Origin of the sequence: Bradyrhizobium jicamae, from assembly GCF_018130215.1 — a bacterium.
Classification (GTDB): Bacteria; Pseudomonadota; Alphaproteobacteria; order Rhizobiales; family Xanthobacteraceae; genus Bradyrhizobium; species Bradyrhizobium jicamae_A.
The window spans coordinates 1-19666 of the sequence record NZ_JAFCKQ010000019.1 but is presented as its reverse complement, the minus strand read 5'-3'; the positions used below and the strand labels follow the sequence as shown (position 1 = coordinate 19666).

Annotated in this window: 16 protein-coding genes and 1 pseudogene; 9 read left to right on the top strand and 8 right to left on the bottom strand. The window is 65.4% G+C overall.

Going from position 1 to position 19666, the window contains the following annotated elements; all coding sequences use genetic code 11:
• The first annotated feature begins 515 nt into the window (after window positions 1–515).
• Both JQ586_RS20860 and JQ586_RS20855 read left to right on the top strand, forming a co-directional pair.
• A complete protein-coding gene (locus tag JQ586_RS20860) occupies window positions 516–791 on the top strand; it encodes a hypothetical protein (protein WP_212396486.1) in 276 nt (91 codons plus the stop codon).
• Window positions 792–910: 119 nt separating this feature from the next.
• Entirely contained in the window at window positions 911–1792 is an 882-nt protein-coding gene (locus tag JQ586_RS20855; protein WP_212396485.1) for an efflux RND transporter periplasmic adaptor subunit, read from the top strand.
• A gap of 87 nt (window positions 1793–1879) precedes the next feature.
• Here JQ586_RS20855 and JQ586_RS20850 read toward each other — a convergent pair whose 3' ends face one another.
• The gene (locus JQ586_RS20850) at window positions 1880–2719 is read right to left on the bottom strand and encodes a caspase family protein (protein WP_212396484.1); all 840 of its coding nucleotides are present in this window, start codon (window positions 2717–2719) and stop codon (window positions 1880–1882) included.
• 376 nt (window positions 2720–3095) lie between these two features.
• Here JQ586_RS20850 and JQ586_RS20845 point away from each other — a divergent pair, with 376 nt between their 5' ends.
• From JQ586_RS20845 to JQ586_RS20825, 5 genes are all read left to right on the top strand, one after another.
• The gene (locus JQ586_RS20845) at window positions 3096–4826 is read left to right on the top strand and encodes a hypothetical protein (protein ID WP_212396483.1); all 1731 of its coding nucleotides are present in this window, start codon (window positions 3096–3098) and stop codon (window positions 4824–4826) included.
• Between the two features lie 149 nt (window positions 4827–4975).
• A complete protein-coding gene (locus JQ586_RS20840) occupies window positions 4976–5701 on the top strand; it encodes a thermonuclease family protein (RefSeq protein WP_212396482.1) in 726 nt (241 codons plus the stop codon).
• A 57-nt stretch (window positions 5702–5758) separates the two neighbouring features.
• Entirely contained in the window at window positions 5759–6565 is an 807-nt protein-coding gene (locus tag JQ586_RS20835; RefSeq protein WP_212396573.1) for an LssY C-terminal domain-containing protein, read from the top strand.
• 131 nt (window positions 6566–6696) lie between these two features.
• Entirely contained in the window at window positions 6697–7881 is a 1185-nt protein-coding gene (locus JQ586_RS20830; protein ID WP_212396481.1) for an alanine--glyoxylate aminotransferase family protein, read from the top strand.
• A 257-nt stretch (window positions 7882–8138) separates the two neighbouring features.
• Window positions 8139–10247 carry a S9 family peptidase gene (locus tag JQ586_RS20825; protein WP_212396480.1) on the top strand — a complete coding sequence of 703 codons (2109 nt, stop codon included), beginning with the start codon at window positions 8139–8141 and terminating at the stop codon, window positions 10245–10247.
• Window positions 10248–10282: 35 nt separating this feature from the next.
• On the opposite strand, the gene JQ586_RS20820 is transcribed toward JQ586_RS20825, so the two are convergent.
• Window positions 10283–11002 carry a ribonuclease activity regulator RraA gene (locus JQ586_RS20820; RefSeq protein WP_212396479.1) on the bottom strand — a complete coding sequence of 240 codons (720 nt, stop codon included), beginning with the start codon at window positions 11000–11002 and terminating at the stop codon, window positions 10283–10285.
• A 68-nt stretch (window positions 11003–11070) separates the two neighbouring features.
• Window positions 11071–12813 (bottom strand): L-arabinonate dehydratase, encoded by a 1743-nt coding sequence (gene araD, locus JQ586_RS20815; protein WP_212396478.1) that lies wholly within the window; start codon window positions 12811–12813, stop codon window positions 11071–11073.
• A 140-nt stretch (window positions 12814–12953) separates the two neighbouring features.
• On the opposite strand from araD, the gene JQ586_RS20810 reads away from it, so the two are divergent.
• Window positions 12954–16454, top strand: a complete 3501-nt coding sequence (locus tag JQ586_RS20810; RefSeq protein WP_212396477.1) for a PAS domain S-box protein — start codon at window positions 12954–12956, stop codon at window positions 16452–16454.
• Between the two features lie 212 nt (window positions 16455–16666).
• On the opposite strand, the gene JQ586_RS20805 is transcribed toward JQ586_RS20810, so the two are convergent.
• On the bottom strand, window positions 16667–17302 hold the full coding sequence (locus JQ586_RS20805; protein ID WP_212396476.1) for a response regulator transcription factor: 636 nt from the start codon (window positions 17300–17302) through the stop codon (window positions 16667–16669).
• A 154-nt stretch (window positions 17303–17456) separates the two neighbouring features.
• On the opposite strand from JQ586_RS20805, the gene JQ586_RS20800 reads away from it, so the two are divergent.
• On the top strand, window positions 17457–17765 hold the full coding sequence (locus tag JQ586_RS20800; RefSeq protein WP_212396475.1) for a hypothetical protein: 309 nt from the start codon (window positions 17457–17459) through the stop codon (window positions 17763–17765).
• 155 nt (window positions 17766–17920) lie between these two features.
• On the opposite strand, the gene JQ586_RS20795 is transcribed toward JQ586_RS20800, so the two are convergent.
• From JQ586_RS20795 to JQ586_RS40560, 4 genes and pseudogenes are all read right to left on the bottom strand, one after another.
• Complete coding sequence (locus tag JQ586_RS20795; RefSeq protein WP_212396474.1) at window positions 17921–18238, bottom strand: PilZ domain-containing protein; 318 nt, start codon at window positions 18236–18238, stop codon at window positions 17921–17923.
• 3 nt (window positions 18239–18241) lie between these two features.
• Entirely contained in the window at window positions 18242–19111 is an 870-nt protein-coding gene (locus JQ586_RS20790; RefSeq protein WP_212396473.1) for a protein-glutamate O-methyltransferase CheR, read from the bottom strand.
• A 34-nt stretch (window positions 19112–19145) separates the two neighbouring features.
• On the bottom strand, window positions 19146–19535 hold the full coding sequence (locus JQ586_RS20785) for a PleD family two-component system response regulator (RefSeq protein WP_212396472.1): 390 nt from the start codon (window positions 19533–19535) through the stop codon (window positions 19146–19148).
• A 32-nt stretch (window positions 19536–19567) separates the two neighbouring features.
• Window positions 19568–19666: pseudogene (locus tag JQ586_RS40560) on the bottom strand (chemotaxis protein CheW); the annotation flags it as partial.

Below are 19666 nucleotides of genomic sequence, written 5' to 3'. Positions count from 1 at the left end.
CACAGGGAAGGCCGGGCGCCGATCGCACCCGCGGGTCCCGTGCAACAGGAAGCACGGGGGTAGGACCACAGGTGAAACCGGAAACATCCGGCCTTCCCTGCGCAATGGTGTTACGGCTTATCTCGCGCTCTTCGCGGTGAGACCAGGCTTTGTTGTCACCGCCTTCGCGAGATGCTTTCGCATCCTGCGCCGGGGCACCTGCCACTGGGGCGCCCGAACCACACGATTTCGCCGTCCGCCTGCAAGCGCACTCGTCTCGCGCGCCACCAGCGTCCATCGCATCCCGCCGCGCGTTCGTGACGATCGCGATACGCCCCTCTTGCCGGGCGGGACGAGGGAAGTTGTACGGGTGATTTGGGGGTTGAGTCAAGGATATTTCCGAAAATCGGAATTGTCGTCAAACTCACTCGCACGCCGTCTGCCACTCGTATCGCCGCGTCGCAGGATCCCAAACCTGGCGCTGCGCGCATTCGGTTGTACCAGGTGGCGCCACCGGCATTGACCGGATCGGTGCAATGGACGGCGGCACGATCGCGCAAGCCGTCGCCGGGCAAATCGGCGCAATGTCGATGGTGCTGCTGCAGATCGGCTGCATCTCTCCATCCACGCAGCGGCAAATACAGGAGCCGTTCGCTTCATCGGCGAGAACGAAAATGGATGAAACAATGAGGCACAGTCGAAGCATTGCTCGCCTTCCTGGTTTCCTCTTCCTCCCGAAGCTACTACCACAGATTGAGGTGGCAACGGGTCAATCCACGGGCATGGACGATGCGCGGCACCGTGAGGCCTAACAATCACAACGACGAGGGCCGGTTAGCACGTCCCATGCCCCAAGGCCGACACCCTCTCCGCTGGCCGCGCTCCCGGCCATCTGCTAATCAGGGATCGCATATTTTGGAATGATCCGCCGATGACGCCGCGATTTCCGCAATCCTCCGCCATGGCCGCCACTGTGCTGCTTCTGCTCGCAGCTTCGCCGGCGCTTGCCGCGGGCGATACCGAGGCAACGCCGAAGGGTGCTGCGGTCACTGTGCTGAAGGCGTCGAAATTCTGCTTCGGCAATATCGTCGAGGTCTCGGGGCTGGTGCTGGCACGCGACGAGCAGCAGGTTCGGCCTGAAAGGTTCGGGCTGAAGGTGGCGGACGTGATGGCGGATCCCGGCGACAGCGTCACGGCGGGGCAGTTGCTGGCGCGGCTGACCGACGGCAACAATTCGATCAACGTCGCCGCGCCTGTCGCGGGCACGATCGCGGCGTCGACGGCGGTCATAGGCGCACCGGCCTCGGGCAAGGGCGAGGCGCTGTTTTCGATCATCGCCAAGAGCGAATACGACCTGGTCGGCCTGGTGCCGACGCGCGATATCGCCAAGCTGCAGCCGAACCAGACCGCCCAGATCACGATCCTGGGCGCCGGCAATCTCGAGGGCAAGGTGCGGCGGATCGCGCCGACCGTCGAGCCGAACAGCCAGCTCGGCCAGGTGTTCGTGGGCATCTCCACCAGCCGGCGGCTGTTGGTGAATTCCTCCGGCCGCGCCCAGATCAAGACCGGGCAGAGCTGCGGCGTCGCGGTGCCGCTGACCGCGATCCTCTATTCCACCGCCGGCACCGTGGTGCAGGTGGTGCGCGGCGGCCGGGTCGAGACGCGGCGGGTGGAGACCGGGCTGATGTCGGCCGGGCAGGTCGAGATCCGCGAGGGCGTGCAGGAGGGCGACATCGTGGTCGCCCGTGCCGGCGCGCTGCTGCGCGAGGGCGATCCGGTGCGGCCGGTAATGGGGAGTGCCGAGGTGAAGTAGGGCGATTTCCTCGCCCAGCCCCTCACCCCAACCCTCTCCCCGCAAGAGCGGGGCGAGGGAGCGCAGTGGTGCAAACCGAAACGGCTCTCAGCCGCCGAGCTTGATGTCTTCCAGCAGCGACGACGACACGCTCGGCACCTGCTCGCCTTCCGAGGCGCGGGCGATGGCGATGCGGGTCTTGTTGAAGGCGCTTGCCGCGCCGGCCTGGGCGTTGAGGTTGTTCACAAGCTCCGACACCAGCACGCTGTTCGGCGTCATCGAGTCGTCGGCAACCTTGCCCGGCGTCGCCGAGCTCAACACCAGCGTGTTCTCCGGCGGCGAGATCGGGGCGAGGCCGTGGGAGAATGCGCGGAAGCGGCGCTCATAGGGGTTGCGCCTGGAGGCATCGAGCACGACGAGCTTGGCCTTGGCGCCCTGCTCCTTCATCACGTCGAGCACGGACTCGACGCTGACACCTGTCCGCTTGACGTCGGATTCCTTCCAGATCGCGGCATCGACCGGGATCATGTAGCTGTCGCGGCCGACCTGCACGCCATAGCCACCGAAGAACAGCAGCACGACGGTGTCGGGGCGGATCTTCGCCTTCATCCGCTCCACCGCGCGAACCATGTCGTCGCGGGTGGCGTCCTCGACGACGTCGACGTCAAAACCTTCATGGCGCAGCGTGCCCGACAGCGTCCGGGCGTCATTGATCGGCTGGGCCAGCGGGGCTGATGCGTCCGGGTAATGGCCGTTGCCGATGATCAGGGCGACGCGGGAGGCACCCTGCGCGATCGAGCCGGTCTGCTCGGTGGCGATCGCCTTGGCGGCGTCGAGCGAACGCTTGTTGAGCGCGGCATGGGCGCCGATCGCCAGCGACACCGTGCCGGTCACCGCCACGGCGACCGCAATCGTGCGGCGGGAAATGCGAAGCTGCCTCAGGTTCATAACGTTCCTTGTCCCAATCGTTTTCCCCGGGGCGAACAATCACGGCCGCGCCGGTTCGTCGTGTCAGAGACGGTCAGGTAATGGAGTTGTCCAATGGGGTGCCGGTTCGATCGACCTCAATTTGCGGCACCGCAACAAACATTCCCTTAACCCGATGGAGCCCCCGAGGCAACCCGGCCTGATGCATGCGTCCGGGCGGCAAAGACTATTGACTGCGTTAAGATCCAGTTACGTGACCTATGTCACATTTGTATTTCCCACGGTTTTATGTAGCTTTCCAACGGCTTGCAGGAATTGGGCGATCTCCAGGAAACGACGTCGCACTGACGCGTTAACCGGTTCCATGGACAAGAGTTTCTCCTGCGGAAGGGGATTTATGGGTCTTCACGGGATCGCCGGCGCGGTGTGCCGTGCGCTGACGGCCAAAAAGGACGGCCCGTCGCTCTACGACGTCTGCGACGGCGTGCTGCTGGGCTATCGCGGCGGCAATGCCCATCTCGGACAATTCTACCGGACCGCGCTCGGTAATCCGGCGCTGCGGCCGCTGCTCCGCCGTACCGGCCTGCCGGCGCTGAAGGACGCAGACCGCCTCGCTCGCCTCCGCGCCGCGCTGATATCAGCGCGCGACGAGACGACCCCGGACTGGGCCGCGGTCGGCGCCCCCATCGCCGAACTGATGGATGATATCGACGTCCGCCACCCGCAGCCGCCGCCGGCGACCGCCCCGGTGCGTGCGCCTGCGATGGCCGAGATCGACCAGACAATCCGCACCACGGCGGCGCACCTGCTGCGCTCGTTCGCGACCAACGGCTTCATCCCGACCTATGCCGCCTTCAACCTGCTCGGCGATGCCGATATGCGCGGGCGCGAGCTGCTGATGGCGCTGACCGGGCTGAACGCCCGCGCTTACAAGAACTCGACCTTGCTTTTCAGCCTGGCGCGGATCTTCATCGCGCGCTCGCCGGCGCGCGCGCTGATCAACCCGCCATGGCGCGGGATCGCCGAGCCGATGTGGGAGCCGGTGCAGATCCGTCACCGCTCGGCCTACTATGATGCGTTCTTCACCGAGGCGCTGCTCTCTTTCGCCGAGACCGGGCTCGCCTCGGTGGACGAAGCCGCCGCGGCGCAGCGGGCGATCTCCGACATGGTCGCGTTTTGTCTCAGGACCAGCGCCGAGGAAGTGCCTTCGCATGACGGTTCCATCGTGAAGGTGATCACCGCGCTGGCGCCGGGGCCGCACCCGCGCTTCTCGCGCTTCTTCGCCCAGATCAGGCAGAACCTCGGCTTCGGCATCTATGTGCCCGATTGCGATACCACGGCCTGTGCGTTCTCGGCCGCGACCCAGGCCGGATCCGATGATCCGATCCTCGACCAGCCACTGCTCGACTTCTACCGCGGCTACCAGGTGCGATCGGGCGCCAACGAGCCGGTCGTCACCGTGCCGCTCAACGACCACGTCGACTACGACGGCGGCGTCGTCACCTGGATCGACAATCTCAACGGCGACCGGCCCTATGGCAACGATCTCGATCCGACCCTGAACCTCGACATCCTCGAGGTCACGTTCCGCAACCTCAAGCGCTGGAAGGTGATCGAGACACCGCAGCGTCTGGAGACGGTGCATCGCATCATCGCCTTCCAGATGAACCTCGTCGAAAGCGGCGCGTTCAGGAATCCCCGCTCGCATATCTACTATCTGCCGGAGCTCTATTCCGCCTATTTCGGACGATGCTACGCTGCCTTCGTCGCGCTGCCGCTGGCGGCCCAGCGCATCATCGATCCCGGCAACGTGTTCGCGCTGATCCGCTCCCGCGTGCTCGGCTACGTCACCGGCGAATTGATCACCCATGAGATGAACGCCTTCGACGCCGCGCTGGCGTTGATGGCGCTGGCGCATCTGAACGCCGACGTCGCGACCTTCACGCCGGCGCTGCATTGCATCGTGCACAGCATCGGCGAAGGCGGCCGCAACGGCCCCTACAATGCCTATGAGTGGAACAAGATGAAGACCCCGACGCGCATCCTGGTCGGCGGCCCGGAGGTGACATCTGCTTTCGTGCTGATGGCGCTGACGCTGGCGAGGCGGCGAATGGCGAGTAGCGAGTAGCGAGTAGCGAATGGGGAAGGAGACCGCGCAACCGCTATCGTTCCCTATTCGCCATTCGCTACCCGCTATTCGGATCTCCCAATGACACGTTGCCCGTACGATCCGTCAGCCTTTATACTCGCACGTATAACCCTTAGCCGGGATCACCGATGTTGAAGACGCTGCTCACCGCTGGCCTCATGCTCTCGCTGCCGACGCTGGCGTTCGCGGCAGACATCACCGGCGTGCCGAAGATCCGCGACGGCGACCAGGTCATGATCGGCTCGACCCGCATCCGGCTCGGCGGCATCGACGCGCCGTCGACCGACCAGCTCTGCCTCAACACCAAGGGCGAACGCTGGACCTGCGGCGCTGCCGCGCGCGACGAACTCGTCAAGCACGCCGGCAACAGGAGCTGGACCTGCCACGCCCGCTCGGTCGATCGCCGCGGCCGCACCATCGCGCGCTGCGAGGTCGATGGCGAGGACATCCAGAAATGGATGGTGCAGAACGGCTGGGCGCTCGCCTTCACCCGCATCTCGCACGACTACGAGGCGGACGAGAAGGCCGCGAAGGAAGCCAAGGCCGGGATGTGGCAGGGCGCCTTCATCGCGCCGTGGGACTGGCGCGTGCGCAACAAGAAGACGCCGGTGCTCGGCGCCGTGAAGCCGCCGGAGGGCGCTCACGCCATCCTGCTCGCATCGGCCTCCGGCCCGGTCGCGCCCTCGCCCGACTGCACCATAAAGGGCAACGTCAACCGCTCCGGCGAATGCATCTTTCACCAGCCGACCAGCCGCTGGTATGCGCGAATCGAGATGAAGATTTCCAAGGGCACGCGCTGGTTCTGCTCGGTCGAGGAAGCCGAGGCCGCCGGCTGCCGCGAGACGCGGCGCTAAGTCCGGTCAATCTTCGCATCAGGACGTGCCGTGACCGACATCGGGATCAATCCGCGTATGGCGCGACGGCGCGACCGCATCAGGCGCGTCGAATTGCTGCTGCTGTTCGTGCTGACGACCTATCTGCTGGCGGCCTATCTTTTGCTCCCGGAGATCTGGAAGCATTACGAGCACCAGAAGGGCCTCGCCGATTTGCCGATGGTGACGCGCACGGCGCAGGGCATTCCCGGTGATCCCATGAACGTCGGCCTGATCGGCAACGAGAAGGACGTGGTCTGCGCGATGCATGAAGCCGGCTGGTATCCGGCCGACCCGATCACGCTGCGATCCTCGATCGCGATCGTCGGCAGCGTGCTGCTCGACCGTCCCTACAAGGATGCGCCGGTCAGCAATTTGTTCTATCTCGGTCGGCGCGAGGACCTCGCCTTCGAGAAGCCGGTCGGATCGAGCGCCGATCGCCGCAACCATGTGCGGCTCTGGAAAGTGCTCGATTCCGGCGAGGAGAAGCGCCCGGTGTGGCTCGGTGCCGCGACACTCGACCGCAGCGTCGGCATCAGCCACTACACCGGTGCCGTGACCCACCACATCGCAGCCGACCTCGATGCGGAACGCGCCGTGCTCGCCGGCGATCTGGAGACGTCAGGCATGGTCACCGCAAAATATCAGGTGACCGGCGTCGGCCCGACGCTGTCGGGGCGCAATGGAGGCGGCGATCCCTATTTCACCGACGGCGAGATCTGGGTGCTGCGGCTGGTCGAGGCCTGCCGCAAGCATGAGGGCGCGGTCGAGCAGATCGCAAGCCCGGCTGCGACCGAATTCAAGGACCAGGTGTGGCACGCAGTGGTCGAGGCAATCGGCAAATAAGGCAACTGCTCCGCAGTTTTTGAAGCTCTGGATTGCTCTGCAATGCTCGCAATCACGGGCGTAATCGCTTATGTTGCGCGCTTGATCCCTCACACGCTTGATTCCGCGTTTTACCCATAAGGAACAAGAAGATGACCGTTCGCGCGGGCCGGGAGTTTCTGGCCATCCCCGGGCCCACCACGATGCCTGATCAGGTGCTGCAGGCGATGCATCGCCCGGCGCTCGACATCTATTCCAGCGAGATGGTTGAACTGACCGAGAGCCTGCTGCGCGACCTCTCGAAACTGTTCGCCACCCAGGGCAAATCCTACATCTACATCTCCAACGGCCATGGCGCCTGGGAGGCGACGCTCTCCAACGTGCTGTCGCGCGGCGACAAGGTGCTGGTGCTGGAGAGCGGCCGTTTCGCGTTGGGGTGGGGGCAGGCGGCGGCTGCAATGGGCGCCGACGTCGAGATCCTGAAGGGCGACTGGCGCCGCGCCATCCGACCGGCCGAAGTCGAGGAGCGGCTGCGGCGCGACAAGGAACACAAGATCAAGGCGATCCTCGCCGTGCAGGTCGACACCGCCTCCGGCGTCTACAATGACATCGAGGCGATCGGCAAGGCGATCAAGTCGGCCGGCCATCCGGCGTTGTTCATGGTCGACACCGTGGCCTCGCTCGCCTGCACGCAGTTCGAGATGGACAAATGGTACATCGACGTCGCGATGAGCGGCTCGCAGAAGGGGCTGATGACGCCGCCCGGCCTCGGCTTCGTCGCCGCCAATGACCGCGCCTGGGAGGCGCACAAGAAGGCCGATCTGCGCACGCCCTATTGGGACTGGACCGAGCGCGAGGGCAGCGAGCATTACCGCAAATACGCCGGCACCGCGCCGGTGCATCTGCTGTTCGCGCTGCGCGAGGCGATCAACATGATCCAGGCCGAAGGGCTCGAGAACGCCTTCGAGCGTCATCGGCTGCTCGGCGAGACCGTGCGCCGCGCCGTTGCCGTCTGGGCCGAAGGCCAGGTGATCGGCTTCAACATCGTCGAGCCGACCGAGCGCTGCAATACGGTGACGACCGTGACCGTGAAGGGCGCCGATCCCGCCGCGATCCAGCATTACTGCAAGGAGAAGTGCGGCGTGGTGCTCGGCACCGGCATCGGCGATTTGCAGGGCCAGGCCTTCCGCATCGCGCATATGGGCCACGTCAACGCGCCGATGGTGCTCGGCACGCTGGGCGTCGTCGAGGTCGCGCTCAACGCGCTGAAGATCCCGCACGGCAGGGGCGGCGTCGACGCCGCGGTGCAGTGGCTCGGCGAGAATGTGAAGGCGTAGGCAAAGCGCCTGCGCGACGGCTTTCGACCGGTTCGCGCTGGGCCAGCCGTGTCATTGGAGCGAAAGCGAGGCAAACCATGCTCCGGCATATGCGGAGCCATGGATTGCTTCGTCGCTTCAGCGCGGAATTGCTTTGCAATTTTGCGGCGCGAGCTCCTCGCAACGACGGGGATCGAACGGAAACGACGGGCATTCCCGTCTGGCAATCGCCACATTGATCCCGATATAAGCGGTGCACCCTGCACAATGAGGATCGTGTGACCAATTCCGCCACCAGGACATCCCCGCCCGTAGCGCCGCGCCGGGCGCATTCGTTCACCAGGCACGGCATCACGGTGACGGACGACTATGCGTGGATCAAGGATCCGAAATGGCAGGAGGTGCTGCGCGATCCCGCGATCCTCGATCCCGATATCCGCAAATATCTGGAAGCAGAGAACGGCTACACCGAGAGCCTGCTCGGCCACACCGACACGTTGCAGAAGCAACTCGTCAGGGAGATGCGCGGGCGGATCAAGGAGGACGATTCCAGCGTGCCGTCGCCGGACGGCCCGTTCGCCTATTTCCGCAGGTTCCGCGAGGACGGCCAGCATGAGCAGTTCTGCCGCACGCCGCGCGGCGGCGGCGAGGCGCATGTCGTGCTTGATGGCGACGAGCTCGCGAAGAACCATGAGTATTTCAAGTTCGGGGGCAGCCGGCACTCGAACGATCACCGCCTGCACGCCTGGAGCGCCGACACCAAGGGCTCGGAATATTTCTCGATCCGCGTGCGCGACTGGGCAACGGGCGGCGATCTCGACGACTGCGTCGAGGAGACCGACGGCGGCGTGGTCTGGGCCGCGGACTCCAGGAGCTTCTTCTACATCAAGCTCGACGACAACCACCGCCCGATGCAGGTATGGCGGCACAAGCTCGGCACCAGGCAGGCGGACGACATCCTGATCTATGAAGAACAGGATTCCGGCTGGTTCACCCATCTGCATGAAAGCGCAAGCGGCCGTTTCTGCGTGATCGCGGGCGGCGACCACGAGACCTCGGAGCAGCGGCTGATCGACCTCGCCAACCCGGACGCACCGCCGCGCCTGGTCGCGGCGCGCGAGGAGGGCGTGCAATACTCGATCGCCGATCGCGGCGATGAGCTCTACATCCTCACCAATGCCGACGACGCCATTGACTTCAAGGTGATGACTGCGCCGCTCGCCTCGCCCGGGCGCGCCAGCTGGCGCGACTTCATCCCGTATCGCGAGGGCATCTATGTGCTCGACGTCGAGCTGTTCGCCGGTCACATGGTGAGGCTGGAGCGATCGAATGCGCTGCCGGCAATTATCATCCGCGACCTCAAGACGGGCGAAGAACACCCGATCGCCTTCGACGAGGCCGCCTACTCGCTCGACACCATGGGCGGCTACGAGTTCGAGACGACAAATCTGCGCTTCGCCTATTCGTCGATGACCACTCCGTCGGAGGTCTACGACTACGACATGGCGACCCGCACCCGGGTATTGCGCAAGCGGCAGGAGATTCCGTCCGGCCACGACCCGGCCGACTACGTCACCACGCGCATCATGGCGACCTCGCACGACGGCGCCCAGGTGCCGGTCTCGATCCTGCATCGCAAGGGCCTCGTCCGTGACGGCAAGGCGCCGCTCCTGCTCTATGGCTACGGTTCCTACGGCATGGCGATGCCGGCTTCCTTCGCCGCGAACCGGTTGTCGCTGGTCGACCGCGGCTTCGTCTACGCGATCGCGCATATCCGCGGCGGCGCCGACAAGGGCTGGGGCTGGTATCTCGACGGCAAGCGCGAGAAGAAGACCAACACGTTCGACGATTTCGCCGCCGCCGGGCGCGCGCTGATCGAGGCGAAATACACCAGCCAGAAGCGCATCGTCGGGCATGGCGGCTCGGCCGGCGGCATGCTGATGGGCGCGGTGGCCAACCGCGCCGGCGAATTGTTCGGCGGCATCGTCGCCGAGGTGCCGTTCGTCGACGTGCTCAATACCATGCTCGACGACACGCTGCCGCTGACCCCGCCGGAATGGCCGGAATGGGGCAACCCGATCGAGAGCGGGAAGGACTTCCGCACCATCCTGTCCTATTCGCCGTACGATAACGTCGCCGCAAAGGATTATCCGCCGATCCTTGCGATGGGCGGGCTTACGGATCCTCGCGTCACCTATTGGGAGCCCGCAAAATGGATCGCGCGGCTGCGCGCCACCATGGCCGGCGGCGGCCCGGTCCTGCTGCGCACCAACATGGGCGCCGGTCACGGTGGCGCCTCGGGCCGCTTCAACCGGCTCGACGAAGTCGCGATCGTCTACGCATTTGCGTTGTGGGCGGTCGGGATGGCCGAGAAGGCCGACGTGTAGCGATCGGCTAGCCCGGAGGAAGCGAAGCGAAGAGGCTATCTCCCCTTCGCCTTCCGCCACACGGCGAAATCCTTCAGCGTCTGCTCATCCGTGGCGGGATAGAGCCCCAGGATGCTGCGCCCCTTGTGGACCTCCTCGGTGACGAAGTCCTCGAAGGCGGTCATCTCGAAGGTTTCGTTGGCGATCTCGTCCGCGAGATGGGCGGGGATCACGATGACGCCGTCGCTGTCGCCGAGGATCACGTCGCCGGGAAACACCGGTGCGTCGCCGCAGCCGATCGGAACGTTGATCTCGATCGCCTGGTGCAGGGTCAGGTTGGTCGGCGCGCTCGGCCGGTGATGAAACGCCGGAAAGCCGAGCCTTGCGATTTCGGCGGCGTCGCGGAAGCCGCCGTCGGTGACGACGCCGGCGCAGCCGCGCTTCATCAGCCGCGTCACCAGGATCGCGCCGGCGGACGCCGCGCGCGCATCCTTGCGACTGTCCATCACCAGCACGCTGCCTGCCGGGCATTCCTCGACCGCCTTGCGCTGCGGATGCGCGCGGTCGCGGAACACGTCGATGGTGTTGAGGTCCTCGCGCGCCGGCATGTAGCGCAGCGTGAAGGCCTCGCCGACCATGGTGGGCTGACCGGGGCTCAACGGATGAACGTCCTGGATGCACTGAATGCGCAAGCCGCGCTTGAACAGCGCGGTTGCGACGGTGGCGGTGGAGACGGTCTTGAGCCTGTTGCGGGTGGTGTCGCTGAGCCTGGACATGTGATTCATCCCGATTGCAATTCCGCGGCGCTCGCGGCAGCGAGCAAACCGGAACGACGGTGCAGTGACTAGTAGATCGACGGCTCGCCCACCGGCTTGCCGAAGCCGGTCTCGAGGAAATCGAAGTCGCAGCCCTCATTGGCCTGCTTGATGTGCTTTGAGAACATCCAGCCATAGCCGCGCTCGAAGCGCCGTTCGGGCTGCTTCCATTCGGCGCGGCGCCTGGCGAGCTCAGCCTCCGGCACGTCGAGATTGATGCTGCGCGCGGCAACGTCGAGCGTGATGCGGTCGCCGTTCCTGACCAGCGCGAGCGGGCCGCCGACGAAGGATTCCGGCGAGACGTGCAGGATGCAGGCGCCGTAGGAGGTGCCGCTCATGCGTGCATCCGACAGCCGCACCATGTCGCGCACGCCCTGCTTCACGAGTTTTGTGGGGATCGGCAGCATGCCCCATTCCGGCATGCCCGGACCGCCCTGCGGGCCGGCATTGCGCAGGATCAGCACGTGATCGGCAGTGACGTCGAGATCGGGATCGTCGACCGCCTTCTTCATCGCGGGATAATCGTCGAACACCAGCGCGGGTCCCGTGTGCCTGAGGAAGCGCGGATCGCAGGCCGACGGCTTGATCACGCAGCCGTCGGGCGCGAGGTTGCCCTTCAGCACGGCGAGCGCCCCCTCCTTGTAGATCGGATTCGCGACTGATCGGATGACGTCGTCGTTGTAGACCTCGGCGCCGGCGATGTTCTGGCCGAGCGTCTGGCCCGTGACGGTCATGCAATCGAGATGCAGATGCTGCTTGATGCGGCCCATCAGGCCGGGCAGCCCGCCGGCATAGAAGAAATCCTCCATCAGATAGAGGTCGCCGCTCGGCCGCACATTGGCGATGACGGGCACCTTGCGGCTTGCCTCCTCGAAATCATCAAGCGAAATGTCCTGCCCGGCCCGGCGCGCCTGCGCGATCAGGTGGATGATGGCGTTGGTCGAGCAGCCCATCGCCATCGCGACCGTGATCGCGTTCTCGAACGCACGTCGCGTCTGGATCTTCTGCGGAGTGAGATCCTCCCAGACCATCTCGACGATGCGGCGGCCGGCTTCCGAACTCATGCGGATATGGCTGGCGTCGGCGGCGGGGATCGAGGAGGCGCCGGGAAGCGTCATGCCGATCGCTTCCGCGATCGCGGTCATGGTCGAGGCCGTGCCCATGGTCATGCAGGTGCCGTAGCTGCGGGCGATGCCGGCCTCCATGTCGACCCAGTCCTTGTCGGAGATCTTTCCGGCGCGCCGCTCGTCCCAGTATTTCCAGGCATCCGAACCCGACCCGAGCGTACGGCCCTTCCAGTTGCCGCGCAGCATCGGGCCGGCCGGCAGATAGATCGCGGGCAGGTTCATGCTGGTGGCCCCGAGCAGCAGCCCCGGCGTGGTCTTGTCGCAGCCGCCCATCAGCACCACGCCGTCGACCGGATGGCCGCGCAGCAGTTCCTCCGCGTCCATCGCCAGCATGTTGCGGTAGAGCATCGTGGTCGGCTTCAGCAGCGATTCCGACAGCGACAGCGCCGGGAGCTCCATCGGGAACCCGCCGGCCATCAGCACGCCGCGTTTGACGTCGTCGACCCGGCTCTTGAAATGCATGTGACAGGGCTGCGCGTCGGACCAGGTGTTGATGATCGCGATCACCGGGCGGTCGCGCCATTCCTCCGGGGCGTAGCCCATCTGCATCGCGCGTGAGCGATGTCCGAAGGCGCGCAGATCGTCGGGCGCGAACCAGCGAGCGCTGCGCAACTGATCGGGGGTCTTGGACTTCTGGGTGGTCATGGAGGCCCCATCGCTGTCGAAATTGCTTGCATACGCCGGTGTTTCCGTTTCTGGATCGCTTGACCATGGCAGTCAAGCTCGGCCCCATCCCCCCGCGTGCCGGAACCCTTCAGGGCAGGCGGAAAGCTGCGAACAGATCGATGACGCTGACGACCAGGCTTGCCCTCGCGATGATCGCCCTCGTCGCCATCGTGGTTTCCGCGGTCGGATGGCTCAGCTATCGCAGCCTCGAACAGGCGCTCGCCCCGCGCGTGCTCGACCGGATCGAAACGCAGGTTCGCTTCGCCGCCTCCGCCCTAGAGGCCCGCGCCCGGACCACGCCCGGCGACATCACGATCCTCCAGGCCCTGCCGGCGGTCAGCGGCCTGATGCGGGCGCGGCTCAATAACGGGGTCGACCCCGTTGACGGCCTCACGGAAGCCGTCTGGCGCCAGCGGCTGGAGACCCAGCTCGCCGCGCAACTGGCACTCAAGCCGGCCTATTCGCTGCGCTTCGTCGGTATCGCCGACAATCATCGCGAAATTGCGCGGGTCGACCGCTTCGGCCCCGGTGGCGCGGTGCGGATCGTGCCCGAGCAGGAGCTGAAGCAGGTCGGCGACGCGGCCTATTTCCGCAACACGATCAATCTGCCGCCCGAGGGTATCTACGTCTCGCCGATCGGCCTGAACGAAGAGAACGGCGTCGTCGAGACACCGCATGTCGCGACCATGATGGTCGCGAAGCCGGTCAGGACTCCCGACGGCAAGCCGTTCGGGATCGTCATCATCAATGCCGACATGCGATCGACGCTCGAAAGCGTCCGCGAATCGGCGCGTCCTGGCGAACGCGTTTATGTCGTCGACGCCGGCGGCAATTATCTCGTCAACCCAGACCGCGCGCGCGAATTCGGAGCGCAACTCGGCACCCCGACCGACTGGCGGCACGACATGCCCAATCTGGCCGGGGCGCTCGGCACCACGCAAGGCGTCGCGAAGATCGTGGACGGTCAGGCCGGACGGGAGGATTGCGTTGTCGCGCTTGCGCCGACGCTGCTGGCCGGACGCGAATGGGTCGCCGTGATCGACGTCGTGCCGAACAACGTGTTCATGGCGCCGGCAACCGCGATCCGCAACAGCACGATCCTGGTCGGGTCGCTGGCGGTGCTCGGTGCGGCAGCACTGGCCTGGCTGATCGCGCGATCGCTGACCCGGCCGATCACGCGGTTGACCGCCGCCGTCGAGCGCGTCACCGAGAAGGGCACGGCGGCCATTCCGGTCAACGCTCTCGGCGAGACCGGCGTCCTGGCCCGTGCATTCGCGCGCGTGATGGACGAGGCCAATGCCAAGACCGTGGCGCTCGAGCGCGAGGTCGCCGAGCACCGCCGCACCGAGGTAGCGCGCGACCACCATGCCGAGCGCGAGCGCCTGTTCACGGCGGCGGTGGAATCCTCCAACGATGCCATCATCACCGAACAGCTCGACGGCACCATCAGCGGCTGGAACCCGGCCGCCGGACGACTGTTCGGCTACAGCGAAGCGGAGGCCGTCGGCCAGAACGTTGCGCTGATCGTGCCGCCAGACCGGCGGGCCGAGATCGGCGACATCATGCGCCGTATCGGCTGGGGCGAGCGGATCGAGCAAAACGAGACCGTGCTGATGCGCAAGGATGGCGCGCCGGTCGAGGTCTCGCTCAGTGTATCGCCGATCAAGGCGATGTCGGGTGCCATCATCGGGATCTCCAAGACCGCCCGCGACATCAGCGAGCGCAACCGCAACGAACAGGCGCTATGGCAACAGGCCGAGGAGCGGCGGCGCATCTTCGAAACGTCGCAGGACCTGATCATGGTGCTGAACTCCCGCGGCGAGGTAGTCCAGATCAGCCCGAGCTGCAAGAACATCCTGGACTATCGGCCCGAGGACCTGATCGGCCGGAGCGGCGCGAACTTCATCCATCCCGACGATCTGGAACGTTCGCAGGCCGATATACGTGCGCTGCGGCGCGGACAGCAACCAAAGATCTCCGATGCGCGCTGCGTTCACAGGAGCGGCCGCGAGGTGTGGCTGTCCTGGCTCGGTGTCTGGTCCGAACCGGTCAAGCGCTTCTACCTGGTCGGCCGCGACATGACCGAGAGCCGCAAGTCGCAGGAAAGGCTGCGCGAAAGCGCGCAGCTCGCGCGCGGCATCATCAACGGCGCGCTCGATGCCTTCGTGCAGATCAGCCAGAACGGTGTGATCCGCGACTGGAACACGCAGGCCGAGACGATGTTCGGCTGGAGCCGCGACGAGGCGATCGGCCGCAACGTCTTTGAACTGATGGGCCGGCCGGGCGGACCGCTGCGCACCGCGCTCGCGGGCTTCCTGCAGTCCGGCGGCGAGCAGGTGCGCCAACCACGCCGCGAGGTGCAGATCTGGCGGCGCGACGGCACCGAGTTCACCGCCGAGCTCAGCATCACGGCGCTGAAGACCCGCGACGGCTTCGTGTTCAACGGCTTCATCCGCGATCTCACCGACAAGATCGCCGCCGAGGACCGGATTCGGCAATCGGAGAAAATGGAGGCCGTGGGCCTGCTCACCGGCGGCATCGCGCACGACTTCAACAATATCCTGACCGTCATCACCGGCACGATCGAGATCCTGGCCGACGCCGTGAAGAACGAACCGCAGCTCGCGGCGATCACGCGGATGATCGACGAGGCCGCCTCGCGCGGCGCCGACCTGACCCAGCAGCTCCTGGCGTTCGCCCGCAAGCAGCCGCTGGAGCCGCGCGAGATCGATATCAATACGCTGATCGTCGACACCGCCAAGCTGCTGCGGCGAACGCTCGGCGAACAGGTCGACATCCGTACCTCGTTCGAGGACGAGAAGTGCCTCGCTGTGGTCGATCCGAACCGGCTCGCCAACGCCCTGCTCAACCTCGCGCTCAACGCCCGTGATGCGATGCCGCACGGCGGCCGTCTCACGGTCGAGACTGCGTCCGTCCTGCTCGACGAGAGCTATACCGGCCTGCACGGCGATGTGCGGCCCGGCCCCTATGCCATGATCGCGGTCAGCGACACCGGGGTCGGAATCGCCTCCGACATGCTCGACAAGGTGTTCGATCCGTTTGTCACCTCGAAGGGGCCCGGCAAGGGCACCGGCCTCGGGCTAAGCATGGTCTACGGCTTCGTCAAGCAGTCCGCCGGACACATCAAGATCTACAGCGAGGAGGGACACGGCACCACGATCCGGCTGTATCTGCCACCCGCCTCAGGCGCGGCGACCGTCGCCGAGGCCGCAGCACCGTCGGACCTCGAGGGCGGCCACGAGACGATCCTGGTGGTCGAGGATGACAAGCTGGTCCGCGACTACGTGCTCGCGCAGCTGCACGGGCTAGGCTACGTCACGCTGGAGGCGGCCAATGCCAAGGAAGCACTGGCGATCGTCGAGGCCGGCACGCCGTTCGACCTGCTGTTCACCGATGTGATCATGCCCGGGTTGAACGGCCGCCAGCTGGCCGAGCGCATCTTCACGATGAAGCCCGAGCTGAGGGTGCTGTACACCTCGGGCTATACCGAGAATGCGATCATCCATCACGGCCGGCTCGACGAGGGCGTGCTGCTGCTGCCCAAGCCTTATCGCAAATCGGAGCTGGCCGCGATGATCCGCAAGGCACTCGCGGATTAGAGCGTTGCGCCATGGTCTCTCCTTGCGAGCAGCTCGCGACCAAATCGCAAAGCAATTTTGCGCCGAGGCGACGAAGCAATCCATCCCTCCACTTGCGGCGAGATGGATTGCTCACATTGCTCGCAATGACGGCGGAGAGAACGCATTCGGCTTCATCACCGTCACCCCGGGGATGACGGCGCGAAGCTCGAAAATCCGCGTAACCGAGAAGATCAGGCCTGGCGCTGCGCCGTCATCACGATGCGGACGAGGTCGGCGGCGTTGCGCGCTCCGAGCTTCTTCATGATGTTGGCGCGATGGTCCTCGATCGTCCGCGGGCTGATGCCGAGTTGGCGCCCGGCCTCCTTGTTGGAGGCGCCGGAGGTGAACTGCTCAAGCACCTCGCGCTCCCGGCGCGTCAGCGGCTCGCGCCCGGGGAAGTGCAGCGAGGCGACGCGCGAGGCCGAGTTCTCGGCCTGGCGCCGCGTATAGGCATCGATCGCTTCATTGAGCCGGTTCACGATCTCGCTGCCGCGGAACGGCTTCTCGATGAAATCCAGCGCGCCGTTCTTGATGGCGCTGACCGCCATCGCGATATCGCCCTGACCCGAGATCATGAAGATCGGCGCCGGATAGTCCTCGCCGTGCAGCTCCCGCAGGATGTCGAGGCCGGACTTGCCGGGGATATGCACGTCGAGCAGGATGCAGGCCGGCGTTCTGGTCCGCGCGACCGACAGCAGTGCTGCGCCATCGGCGAAGCAGATCACCTTGTAGCCGGCCGCCGAGAGCACCATCGATAGCGTATCGCGAACGGCAGGATCGTCGTCGACTACGAAAATCTCCCCGCGGGAAGAGCCATTCTCAGCCATATGCATCGTCCATCACTGGTGAAGCGTCACGCCTGACCGCACAACAAGACATCTCGACCGTATCGATCAATGGACCCGTATTTGTACGGGAGGTCAGCTTAACGCACAAGTAGCAACGCATTCCCTAAAAGTGGGAGCCAGTGGAGAAACATGCATGGTAAATGCAGCGGCCCATAGCGCTGCGGTGGGCTCGGACGACGGCAATGATCCCTATACCATAATCGTGAGCGACCTGGTTGCGTTGATCGGGCACGTCCGGGCGAGCCTGCGACTGATCGAGGCCGCGATCGCGCGCGAAGCCCTGCTCGCCGAGCAGGACGCCGCCAACAACGTTGTCGTGCTGGACGACGTCACGCCGCGCTACGTCGCGGCGTCGGGCGCCCTGAAGGCCTGCGACGCCGGCCTCGACACCGCGCTCGGCCGGTTGCTGGATTCGGAGGCACCGGCGCGTACCCTCAACTGATCCGCAACAGGCAGGACCAGCCTTCAGGGGTCGATCGGCTCAGCGCCGATCACGCCCAACCCACCAGATGACGATCGGTTCCGCCGCTTCTCCGACATCGTGCGAAGACCTCGCTGCCGCGGAACAAAAAAAGGCGATCGCAGCGCGCGGCCCGGTCAGGCCATCCGCTCCACGTCGGCCGATGCTGGTCGCTTCTTGCCTGGCCGGGCCTTCAGGAAGCTGATGTCCATCTCGGTACCGTTGACGCGGACCAGCTCGCAGCGGCGGTAGGCAAGACCGGTCGATGACAGCAGCAGAAAGAACTCCTTCAGATTGAGTCCCTGGATCGACCCCTCCACCGTGAGCTCCGCATCATTGTCGGAGATCGCGTTGAGCACGCAATCCCGCCGCCAGGTGCCATCGATGGCCATGATGCAGACGTCAATGCCTCGGCTGAACGTCACGCGCTCGACGAGTTTGCCGTCTTCCACCATTACTCACCGTCCCGCCGCCATTGCCGCGAGCTTGGGCATGGCGATCGCGGTCGCGGGTGAACGAACGCCGCTCGGCCGGTACAGGCCGCGCCGTTCGGGGACCGGCTTGAACGTGTCGGTCAGCCCGACAACCGTTTCCGCGGCGCCCAGCACCAGGAAACCGTCGGCCTCCATCGATCGGGCGAGGCGGTTGAAGATGGCGATCTTGGTGTCCTGATCGAAATAGATCAACACGTTGCGGCAGAAGATCACGTCGAACGCACCGAGCTGCGAGAAGTCGTGCAGCAGATTGAGCTGGCGGTGCTGCACCATCGCCCGCAACTCAGGATTGATCTGCCACAATTCGCCCGACTGCTTGAAGTACTTGACCAGCATCTGGATCGGCAGTCCGCGCTGCACCTCGAACTGGCTGTAGATGCCGGCCTTCGATTTCTCCAGCACCTCCTGGGACAGATCGGTGGCGACGATCTCGACCCGCCAGCCCGTGAGCGCCGCGCTCATTTCCTTGAGGCACATCGCGAGCGAATACGGCTCCTGGCCGGTCGAACCGGCGGCGCACCAGATCCGCAGGCTCTTGCGCGCGGCGCGGGCCTTCAGGATCTCCGGCATCATCGTATCGCGGAAGTGATCGAACGGCACCTTGTCGCGGAAGAAGAAGGTCTCGTTGGTGGTCATCGCTTCGACCACCTGGACGATATGCGAGGACGAACCGGCCTTCGCCTTCGCCACCAGGTCGGGGATGCCGTTGAGGCCGCATTTGCGCGCCAGTGGCAGCAGGCGACTTTCGATCAGATACTGTTTGTCCGCAGACAGATCGAGACCGGAATGGTCCTTCAGCAGCTTACGCAGATACTCGTAGTCGGGGGGCGTCACGGGAGCCTCTCAGCAGCAAGGATTCGAAATGGCTTCAGGCTTCGCTCGGCGCATCGAGCGCGACGAGGCCCACTTCCTGGAACTTGGCGGCGACGATGTCCTTGTCGAACGGCTTCATGATGTACTCGTTGGCGCCGGCATTCAGCGCGCGCGAGATGTGGTCGATGCCGTTCTCGGTGGTGCAGAACACCACCTTGGGCTGATCGCCACCGGGCATGCGGCGCAGATGGACGAGGAAATCGTAACCGTCCATCACCGGCATGTTCCAGTCGAGCAGCACGGCTTCCGGCATGGCGCGCTTGCAGGCTTCCAGCGCCTTCTCACCGTCCTCCGCTTCGACGACGGCGAACCCCATTCCCTCAACGATACGCCGGGCGATCTTCCGCACCACGCCGGAGTCGTCGACAACAAGGCACGTCTTCATGTGTTGGCCTCCTTATTAATCGCCGCGGTCGCTTACGCCGCGGCGGCTGTCTTTGGCATCAGTTCGAGCACGCGATCGACATCGAGGACGACCATGAGCTGGCCGTCGAGGCGGTGGACGCCGCCGGCGAG

What these genes read in the sequence shown, in the direction of transcription:
- JQ586_RS20805 (WP_212396476.1), bottom strand. Translation starts at nt 17,302, where the DNA reads ATGGCTGAGAATGGCTCTTCCCGCGGGGAGATTTTCGTAGTCGACGAC.
- JQ586_RS20845 (WP_212396483.1), top strand. Translation starts at nt 3,096, where the DNA reads ATGGGTCTTCACGGGATCGCCGGCGCGGTGTGCCGTGCGCTGACGGCC.
- araD (WP_212396478.1), bottom strand. Translation starts at nt 12,813, where the DNA reads ATGACCACCCAGAAGTCCAAGACCCCCGATCAGTTGCGCAGCGCTCGC.
- JQ586_RS20810 (WP_212396477.1), top strand. Translation starts at nt 12,954, where the DNA reads ATGACGCTGACGACCAGGCTTGCCCTCGCGATGATCGCCCTCGTCGCC.
- JQ586_RS20850 (WP_212396484.1), bottom strand. Translation starts at nt 2,719, where the DNA reads ATGAACCTGAGGCAGCTTCGCATTTCCCGCCGCACGATTGCGGTCGCC.
- JQ586_RS20855 (WP_212396485.1), top strand. Translation starts at nt 911, where the DNA reads ATGACGCCGCGATTTCCGCAATCCTCCGCCATGGCCGCCACTGTGCTG.
- JQ586_RS20800 (WP_212396475.1), top strand. Translation starts at nt 17,457, where the DNA reads ATGGTAAATGCAGCGGCCCATAGCGCTGCGGTGGGCTCGGACGACGGC.
- JQ586_RS20835 (WP_212396573.1), top strand. Translation starts at nt 5,759, where the DNA reads ATGGCGCGACGGCGCGACCGCATCAGGCGCGTCGAATTGCTGCTGCTG.
- JQ586_RS20860 (WP_212396486.1), top strand. Translation starts at nt 516, where the DNA reads ATGGACGGCGGCACGATCGCGCAAGCCGTCGCCGGGCAAATCGGCGCA.
- JQ586_RS20840 (WP_212396482.1), top strand. Translation starts at nt 4,976, where the DNA reads ATGTTGAAGACGCTGCTCACCGCTGGCCTCATGCTCTCGCTGCCGACG.
- JQ586_RS20820 (WP_212396479.1), bottom strand. Translation starts at nt 11,002, where the DNA reads ATGTCCAGGCTCAGCGACACCACCCGCAACAGGCTCAAGACCGTCTCC.
- JQ586_RS20830 (WP_212396481.1), top strand. Translation starts at nt 6,697, where the DNA reads ATGACCGTTCGCGCGGGCCGGGAGTTTCTGGCCATCCCCGGGCCCACC.
- JQ586_RS20795 (WP_212396474.1), bottom strand. Translation starts at nt 18,238, where the DNA reads ATGGTGGAAGACGGCAAACTCGTCGAGCGCGTGACGTTCAGCCGAGGC.
- JQ586_RS20785 (WP_212396472.1), bottom strand. Translation starts at nt 19,535, where the DNA reads ATGAAGACGTGCCTTGTTGTCGACGACTCCGGCGTGGTGCGGAAGATC.